We start from the raw sequence: 8,154 nt of genomic DNA on the forward strand, positions 1-8,154 counted from the left end.
AGACCCAGTACTGGTTCCGGTTGTCGGGCGAGGGCATGACCGCGTCGATGCGGGAGAACCCCGCCAGACTCGACCAGTCGCTCACCGAACCCGGCGCCGTGACCTGCTTGTCGGTGTGATGGCCGTCCGCGATCTCGATCTGCGCGTACGCACCGCCCGAGAACACCCAGTACCGGTTCCGGCTGTCCGGCGCCGGCAGCACCGCGTCAACAGGCGTCACCTGCGTCGCGTGCGTCTCGGCCGGCGCCGCGTGCTGTTGCGGCGGGCGGTTCATCAGAAACGCGGTGGCGCCACCGCCCACGAGCAGCAGTCCGGCCAGCGCCACCGCGGCCCAGAGCAGCCGGCGGCGCCGTGGCCGTGGGGGGAGGGCCGGTGCCCGCAGGGTCTGCTGGAGCGTTCCCGGCTCCGGGGCGCCGACCGAGCGCAGGGCGTACGCGGTGTCGGCCGCGGAGGGACGTTTCGCCGGATCCTTGTGCAGCAGCCCCTCGATGAGCGTGCCCAACGGGCCCGCGCGGTCCGGGACTTCGGGCTCGTCGTGGGCAACGGCGTGCAGTACGGCGGCGGGTGTCGGGCGCGCGAACGGGGAGCGGCCGCAGACCAGTACGCACAGCGTGGCGCCCAGCGAGAACAGGTCGCTGGGCGGACCCGCCGGCTTGCCGTGCAGCCGCTCGGGGGCGATGTAGTCGAGCGAGCCCACCAGCTCGCCGGTGCCGGTCAGCGACTCGCCGTCGGCCAGGGCCGCGATGCCGAAGTCGGTCAGTACGACGCTGCCGTCACCGCGCACCAGCACATTCGCTGGCTTCACGTCCCGGTGCAGGGCGCCGGCCGCGTGCACCGCCCCGAGGGCGTCGAGCAGCTGCAGACCGATCTCGGCGGCCCTGGAGGGGGACAGCGGGCCGACGGAGTCGAGGTGACGGGAGAGCGACGGGCCGTCCACGAGCTCCATCACGATCCACAGCCGGTCCTCGTACTCGACCAGGTCGTAGATGTCGATCACGTGCGGGTGGGAGACGCGGGCGATGGTACGGGCTTCCCGCAGCGCCCGCCGGGCCCCCTCACCGTCGTCGCCCAGGAGCAACTCCTTGACCGCGACGGTGCGCTGCAACAGCTGATCGGTGGCACGCCAGACCGCACCCATACCGCCGCGTCCTATCAGGTCGCTCAGAAGGTACCGCTCGGCGATCAGCCGCTGCCCGTCACTGAAAATCACCCGGCCAACGTACGGCATGCCCCGGACCGGCCGACTCCGCCGTCTCTCCGGGCCGCGGGTGCCAGACCAGGGGCTGCTCCACAACGCGGATCACCTGCGCGGGGCACGGCCGGGCGGTTCTTCTGCTCGGCGTGGCCACGCTGCTGCCCGGCCACGAAAACCGGCTGAAACCAGTGCACCGCTCTCACCGGCGCGAGGCGCGCCAACCCCGGCCGTTTTCGGCGTCGCACCCGGGCGCGCGAGGCAGGTGGCCAGCACTGATCGAGCTGTTGGCGGGTCGGCCTTCAAGAGGTGTGGTCAACCCCGGACAGCGGCGAGCTGACAGGATCCGCGCTATGACGAATGGCAGAGGGGCGCTGACGGCCCTGCATCTCTTACTGGTCTGGGCGACGATGGCAGCCCTGATGCCGACGCTCGGCTTCGTGCTGTTGGTGAGGGCCTGGGCCGGTGGGGCCGGGGCGGCGGTGCCGGTGCTCGTGCTGTCCGTGCTGCTGGCGGTGGGCCTGCTGGCCTTGGCCGGCATACCGGCGCGGACCGTGGTGCCGCTGTGCGGCACCTTGCCGCAGCGGATCGGCTGGGCGGTACTGGTCTTCATCCTCGGCACGCTCGGCGTCCTGGCCGGCCTGGCCGCCTATGACGGAGGCGTCGATCTGGGGAGCGCCAGTACCCGAATAGTTCTGACGGGGGTGCCGTACGCGGTGGCCGCGGCGTTGTTCGTGCCGGGCTGGTGGGTGCGGCTGGGGGCGGTGGCCGCGCTGGCGGCCGGGGTGGTCTACGGGGGCTTCGTCGGTCCGGCGCAGTCGCGTCAGCGCGAGCACGCAGAGGAGATCGCGGGGTACCGGGAGCATCCGGAACTGCTGTATGTGATCGCTACACCGCCCGGTATGCGACCGGCCCGTGCCGAACTCGGCTCCACTTCCTTCAGCGTCGAGTACCACTCCGTTCGGCAGGACGCATACGTGGCCCTCCATGTGGATTCACCGGACACGCCGAAACCCCAGTGCCCCGAATCCGTGGGGAAGGACGTGACCTGCACGGTGGACGGACACGGCGACATGCGGATGGTGCGTGATGTCTCCGGCGGCAACGCCGTCATCACCCTCACCCGTCGCCACCGCAGCGCGGAGGCCTCGGTCACCAGCGCGATGCTGGACGAACCTGCGCTCCGCCGTCTCCTGGACACCCTGCACCCGCTGTCGGACGCAGAGCTGGAGGCGCTGATGCGGGAAACGACGATCACCCGGCGATAGCGGATCTGAGAACTTCGCGAAGACGCCGTCACGCGGCCTGGACGACCGGATCGCAGCCGGTCCGAGCCGGTCCGGTACGAGGAAGCGGCGGCCTCCTGTTGGGGAGGCCGCCGCCGTTACGCCGTGTGGCGTGGGGTTACTTCTTCTTGGGGGGCTCATAACGCTGGTTGAACAGCGTCACGACGGGGTTGTGGACGTGGTTCCCGGTGATGTGGTACGGGCCGAAGGTCCCCTAGTCGGCCTTGCGCCCGAAGAGGTAGACGCGTGTCCCGTAACTCACCGTGTTCCAGAGCGCTTTGGCGTCGGCCTGGCGCAGGTTGATGCATCCGTGGGAGCCGGGGGGCTGGTAGATCGAGCCGCTGTGTCCGTGGAAGGCCTGACCGCCGGAGAAGAACTGGCTGTAGGGCATGGGCGCGTTGTCGTACAGCGTCGAACGGTGGTGGCGGTGCCGCAGGTGGATGCGGTGCCAGCCGGTGCGCGTGCGGTAGCCGCGGGCGCCGGAGCGGATCGGGCGGGCCTGAAGTGTCACTTTGCCTTTGCGCTGGACCCACATGAGCTGTCTGCTCAGGTCGACGCAGATGAGGCGGTAGCCGGTCCTGGGACAGCGACGGCCCGGGTTGGGGTTTCTTCGGGCGTCGATGAGGCGCGCCGTCCCCCACGTGACCCTGCCCGCGTAGCCGAGTGCGTAGCGGATGCCGTGGCGCTTTTGGAAGGCCTGGACGGCCTTGCAGTCGGCCGCGGACTGTCGGCCGTCGACCGGGCGCAGCTGGAGATGTCTCTCCAGCTGCTTTTGGTAGGGCCCGGTCTGGGTGGTGCAGAACGGCGGTCGCGCGGACTTCTCGTAGGGCGGCCACTGCTCGCGGTCCGGGACGGTCAGTCGTGCCTGGCGGGGTTTCGGTTTGGATGGGGCCGTGACCTTTGCCGGGCGGTCGGCGTGTGCGGGGGTCTCGACCGCGAGAAGTGACAGTGCCACGGCGGCGGCCAGCAGGCACATGACGAGACCGCTGCGGATCTGTCCGCTACCGCGATGAGCCGTCCGCGTTCGTGCGATGCGCAAGCTCGGCCTCATGTCGTCGCTGCCCCCGAGTCGTGTCCCGTCGGATGCGGTGCCGGTCGCGGCGCTTTCCGGTTTGCCTGGCGTGCGGCCGACAGGGTCTTTCACCGTGCGTCCGGCTCATTCTCAGATGCCCTATAAGTGACAGTCGGACTGTCCGCTGAACGGGTCCACTTGGCGACGGTGAGGCGCGGCGCAGTCCAGGGGCGCGGATCATCAACGGAGAGTGACGCCATGCGCAACAGAAACTTCGCCTTTGCGGGCGTCGCCGGCCTGATGCTGGCCACCGCCACCCCCACCTCCGTGTTCGCCGCTTCGCAGGCCCCCGCGCCCGCGGACGACCAGGTTCGGAACCTGTCCCTCGGTCCGGGCCCCAGCGGCTTGGACTGTGAGGAGTGCCTGGAGCAGAACCTTCAGCGCTACCTGGACGCGCTCCTGAAGAAGCGCTACGCCAAGTACCAGAAGATGTTCAAGGGCGAGAAGGGCGACCCCGGCACGCCCGGCGGCCCGAAGGGAGACAAAGGCGACACAGGCCCGAAGGGCCCCAAGGGCGAGGCCGGCCCCGCAGGCAAGGACGGGGCAGTGGGACCCAAGGGTGAAACCGGCCCCGCCGGTGCCGCGGGTCCCGCCGGCCCGAAGGGCGACAAGGGCGACACAGGCCCCGCCGGTGCCGCGGGTCCCGCCGGAGCGAAGGGCGACACGGGTGCCAGGGGTCCCGCCGGTCCGGACGGTCCGGCCGGTGCCGCGGGTCCCGCCGGCCCGAAGGGCGACAAGGGAGACAAGGGAGACAAGGGAGACACAGGCCCCGCCGGTCCGGCCGGTGCCGCGGCCCCCATCAAGCCGCTGAAGGTCGTTGAGGTGAAGGGCACCTCCGGCAATCTCCCGGCAGACAAGGACGGCAAGGTGACCCTGACCGCCCAGTGCCCGTCCGGCACGGTGGTGGTCGGCGGCGGGTTCGAACACGGGGTCCGAGCCAATGCGGGCAAGCTGCTCGACTTCTGGTTCTGGGGGAGCCGGGCCGACGTGGCCAACAACTCCTGGAAGGTTTCGTACCAGCAGATGGACCCGGACAAGACGACTTTCCCGATCACCCCCTACGCGTACTGCCTGTCCTAGAGCAACTGACGCTCTCTCATCGAAAGCACCCCTTCGGCGCGGCTGCCCAGGGCTTCAGCCGGGCAGCCGCCATACGCTTCAGCGCCGGTCTCAGTCGGGTTTGCGTACAGCGTCGGCAGGGGCTTTCCTCGGGACAAACCTGCCGCGAACAACAGCTGGGAAGCCAGCTTCGCCAACACCAGCACGGATACGCTTGCGCCCAGGACCTACGCCGTCTGCATGCCCACCCGTTAACAGCCGCTATCGGCAGGGCAACATCACCACCCACGGTGGGGAGGCCCTCAAGGGCCTCCCCACCTGATCTGACCATGAAGGCATGGTTACGGGCGGAACTTCAGCGCCTAGGTGCCGATCGTGGCGCACTGGGGCAACGGGCTGCTCGCCTCCGTCGACGGACTGCGGTTCGTCGTTCCGGTCCGCAGCATCAGCACCGCCCCCAGCCAAGTACTTCGGGTTCAAGCGCGGCGTCACCTGGCTCACCGCAGTAAACGACCAGGTCGCGGGCATCGGGCAGATGGTAGTCCCGGGCACCCCACGCGACTCCCTGCACATCCTCGACATGCTGCTGAACCTGGACGGCGGAGTGAAGGCGGAGATGGTCGCCACCGACAACGCCTCGTACTCCGACATGGTGTTCGGCTTGTTCCGGATCTTGGGCTACAACTTCTCCCCACGCTTCAAGGACCTGGACGACCAGCGGTTTTGGCGCGCGCAGATGGACGGCGCAGATGGACGGCGTCGAGTCCGGCGGGTACGGGCCGCTGGAGGACCTGGCGAGGAACAAGGTCAACCTGAACAAGGTCATCCAGCACTGGGAGGACACGCTCCGCGCCGCCGGTTCCCTGGTCACCAACCAGGTGTGCGCCTACGACCTGCTGCGGATGTTCGGCCGCGAGGGACGGCCCCCGCTGGGGCAGGCGTTCGCCGAGTACGGGCGGATCGCCAAGACCCTGCACCTGCTGCAGATGCTCGACCCGGTCGACGACACCTACCGCCGTCAGATGGGCAAGCAACTGTCCGTTCAGGAGTCCCGCCACACTCTGGCTCGCGACATCTGTCACGGCAAGAAGGGCACCATCCACCAGGCGTACCGCGACGGGATGGAGGGCCAGCTCGGTTCCCTCGGCCTGGTCCTGAATGCCGTGGTGCTGTTGACGACCCGCTACATCGACGCCGCTGTCGCCCAGCTGCACGCCGAGGGCCACGAGACCAAGGACGAGGACGTGGCGCGGCTGTCCCCGCTCAAGCACAAGAACCTCAACGTGCTCGGCTGTTACAGCTTCACCCCTTCCACTCCGGCCGGCAGCGCTCTGCGCCCGCTGCGCGATCCGAACGCCGCGACCCCGGAGGACGAGGAAGACGACGGAGCGCAGACGGCGCGGTCCGCCGCGGTCGGTACCCGGGGGTGGGGGACGGCGGGGGGCAGTGGGGGTTGAGGCGGTCGAGCATGCGTCGGGGGAGTTTCCGCTCGGTGAACAGGCGGTGTGTGTCGCTGAGGGGCAGGTAGCGGCCGTGGGGGCTGTCGCGGCCGATCACTTTGAGCAGGGCGGGGAACTCGAAGTCCATGAGTTTGCGGTCGATGGCCCGGCGGTGGCCCTGGGCGCGCTGGTAGTTGGCGTCCATGTAGCGGGTGATCTCAGCCTGGTCGAGGCCGGGCTCGGTGCCGCCGTCGGGCCGGGTCTTGTCGCTGGCGAAGGTGTCCAGGCGGTCGAGTTCGGCCTGGTTGACGTTGCCGTGCCGGTCGAGGATGCGGGAGCCCGACCCGCGTTTGTCCAGGGGGCCGCCACGCAGCGCGTTCAGCTGGAGGCCGTGGCGGGCGTTGCGCAGCAGCTGGGTGGGGCGCAGTCCGTTGGCGATCAGCGCGATCAGGCGCATCGCCGGGGCGGGCAGGGCGGGGGAGCCGTCGCCGGCGGCGGCCACTCGTACGAGGGTGTCGCTCACTGTTTGTAGGGGTTCGGTGCCGTCGGCCAGGTAGCCGTGTGCCACCAGGGCGCGCAGGAAGGGGCACGGGTTTCCTTCGGAGACCTCCGCCATCGGGTCCTCGCTTACATGGTCGGTGCGGTTCGGGGAGCACGTGTCCCGGGGGGGGGGGGGGGGGGGGGGGGGGGGTCGTGTTCGGCCGCCGCCCACCGGAGGGATCATCACGTCGTAGCCCGCGTCCATCACGACCAGGATGTTCCGGTCGCCGCACTACCGCTGGCAGGCCGCGATCAGCCGCTCGACCGCGGCCCGCAGCTGGTCGGCGGTGACGGCTGCGGCGTCGTCGGCGGGCCCCAGCCGGACCGCGTCCAGGACCTGCGTCCACGAGGTGCGGTCCGGGGTGAGCGCGGCGACGAACGAGTACGGCCAGCCCGGCACCACGTGGTCCGATGAGCGGCCGTTGCGGCCGTGGATCAGGCAGAACAGCCGATCCGGCGAGCAAGCGGCGTCCGAGCACGGCCACGGCGAGACGTCCACCGTGAGAACGATCCGCCCCTCGAACCGCGGAAGCGGCAGAGAAGCCAGCAGGTCACGCAGGGCGTTCGTGTCGAGCCGGCCATAGTTCAGGGCGCCGTACAGCGAGCCGTAACCGCGCTGGTGCTCTGCGAGCAGCGACAGCTCGACCGGAGTCCGTGTCGGGCTGTCCGCACACAACAGTGCGTCGGTCAGCTCGAAGAACGCGTCCGCCCGCGCGGACAGGCACCCGTAGAAGGCCGTCCGGAAGCGGGACAGTTCCGCGAGCGCCTACCGCCCGTCGATCTGCGGCAACACACTTACCCCACATGACCTCCCCGCTGAACTCCCGTACACAGTAAAAGAGTTCAACATCGCGAGGATTGCCGTCCACGTGCCCTGCGATTACTCCATAGAGTGAGAGGAGCTTCGTGTTTTCTCTTCGCCTTGATCTGTAGACAAAGAAACAGGTCGACTGTCTGCGGGGTCCCCTCGCCATCCCGCATCGTGTGGGGGGGTAAGGGCAGGCGGCGGAAAGTCGCCGGGAGGCAGACCCCCTGTCGGTCGCCACCCCGTCTCGCAGCAAGGAGAAGAGGAAGTCGTGACTCCTCAGACCTCGTTCTCAGCCCGCGCCCCATCCCACACCGGCCTTCTTGGCTGGTTGACCATCCTGACGGGGCTGACGTCCATCGTCGCCGTGGTCGTCCTGGCCCTGACCGGCCACTCTGCTGCGGCTACCGCTGCAGGAGTCATCGGCGGCGGGGTGAGCACCCTCGGCAGTAGCCAGGTGACCATCAACATTCGGCGTTGAGTTTGTTCCTTAGAACAAACTCAACGCCGGCCACCCGAACACGACGCCGCAGTGGGGCAGAAGCCGTCTGCAAGCCAACTTGCCCGCTTCATGGACAGGCCGCGACGTTGTTGACGACCACAGCAACGGGCTTCTGAACGCCTTCGTTGGCGTTGGACGACGGCTTGCCGCTGTTCGTCGTTGGGGGAGCCTGGCCTGGACGGCCGGATTGAAGCCGGTCTGAGCCGGTCCGGTACGAGGAAGCGGCGGCCTCCTGTTGGGGAGGCCGCCGCCGTTAAGC

The 8,154-nt window shown here is 69.3% G+C and carries 6 protein-coding genes and 2 pseudogenes; 5 read left to right on the forward strand and 3 right to left on the reverse strand.

The features are described 5' to 3' along the window. The coding region (locus tag AC4IJH_RS42730) for a serine/threonine-protein kinase (RefSeq protein WP_490857444.1) at nt 1-1,210 on the reverse strand (1,210 nt) is incomplete at its 3' end. Nucleotides 1,211-1,545: 335 nt separating this feature from the next. Here AC4IJH_RS42730 and AC4IJH_RS42735 point away from each other — a divergent pair. Continuing rightward, entirely contained in the window at nt 1,546-2,460 is a 915-nt protein-coding gene (locus tag AC4IJH_RS42735; RefSeq protein ID WP_490857445.1) for a hypothetical protein, read from the forward strand. A gap of 232 nt (nt 2,461-2,692) precedes the next feature. Here AC4IJH_RS42735 and AC4IJH_RS42740 read toward each other — a convergent pair whose 3' ends face one another. Further along, nucleotides 2,693-3,517, reverse strand: a complete 825-nt coding sequence (locus tag AC4IJH_RS42740) for a L,D-transpeptidase family protein (RefSeq protein WP_490857446.1) — start codon at nt 3,515-3,517, stop codon at nt 2,693-2,695. A gap of 231 nt (nt 3,518-3,748) precedes the next feature. Here AC4IJH_RS42740 and AC4IJH_RS42745 point away from each other — a divergent pair, with 231 nt between their 5' ends. The 3 genes and pseudogenes from AC4IJH_RS42745 (at nt 3,749) to AC4IJH_RS42755 (ending at nt 6,066) form a co-directional block, all read left to right on the forward strand. Beyond that, complete coding sequence (locus AC4IJH_RS42745; RefSeq protein ID WP_490857447.1) at nt 3,749-4,630, forward strand: hypothetical protein; 882 nt, start codon at nt 3,749-3,751, stop codon at nt 4,628-4,630. 316 nt (nt 4,631-4,946) lie between these two features. After that, nucleotides 4,947-5,285: pseudogene (locus tag AC4IJH_RS42750) on the forward strand (Tn3 family transposase); the annotation flags it as partial. 73 nt (nt 5,286-5,358) lie between these two features. Continuing rightward, on the forward strand, nt 5,359-6,066 hold the full coding sequence (locus AC4IJH_RS42755; protein WP_490857448.1) for a Tn3 family transposase: 708 nt from the start codon (nt 5,359-5,361) through the stop codon (nt 6,064-6,066). Between the two features lie 757 nt (nt 6,067-6,823). Here the strand turns inward: AC4IJH_RS42755 and AC4IJH_RS42760 are convergent. Next, nucleotides 6,824-7,342: pseudogene (locus AC4IJH_RS42760) on the reverse strand (transposase); the annotation flags it as partial. A gap of 322 nt (nt 7,343-7,664) precedes the next feature. Here AC4IJH_RS42760 and AC4IJH_RS42765 point away from each other — a divergent pair. Further along, nucleotides 7,665-7,874: a hypothetical protein gene (locus AC4IJH_RS42765; RefSeq protein ID WP_490857449.1), complete on the forward strand. Its 210-nt coding sequence runs from the start codon at nt 7,665-7,667 to the stop codon at nt 7,872-7,874. Nucleotides 7,875-8,154 lie beyond the last annotated feature (280 nt).

Source organism: Streptomyces sp. UF-297, assembly GCF_058245575.1.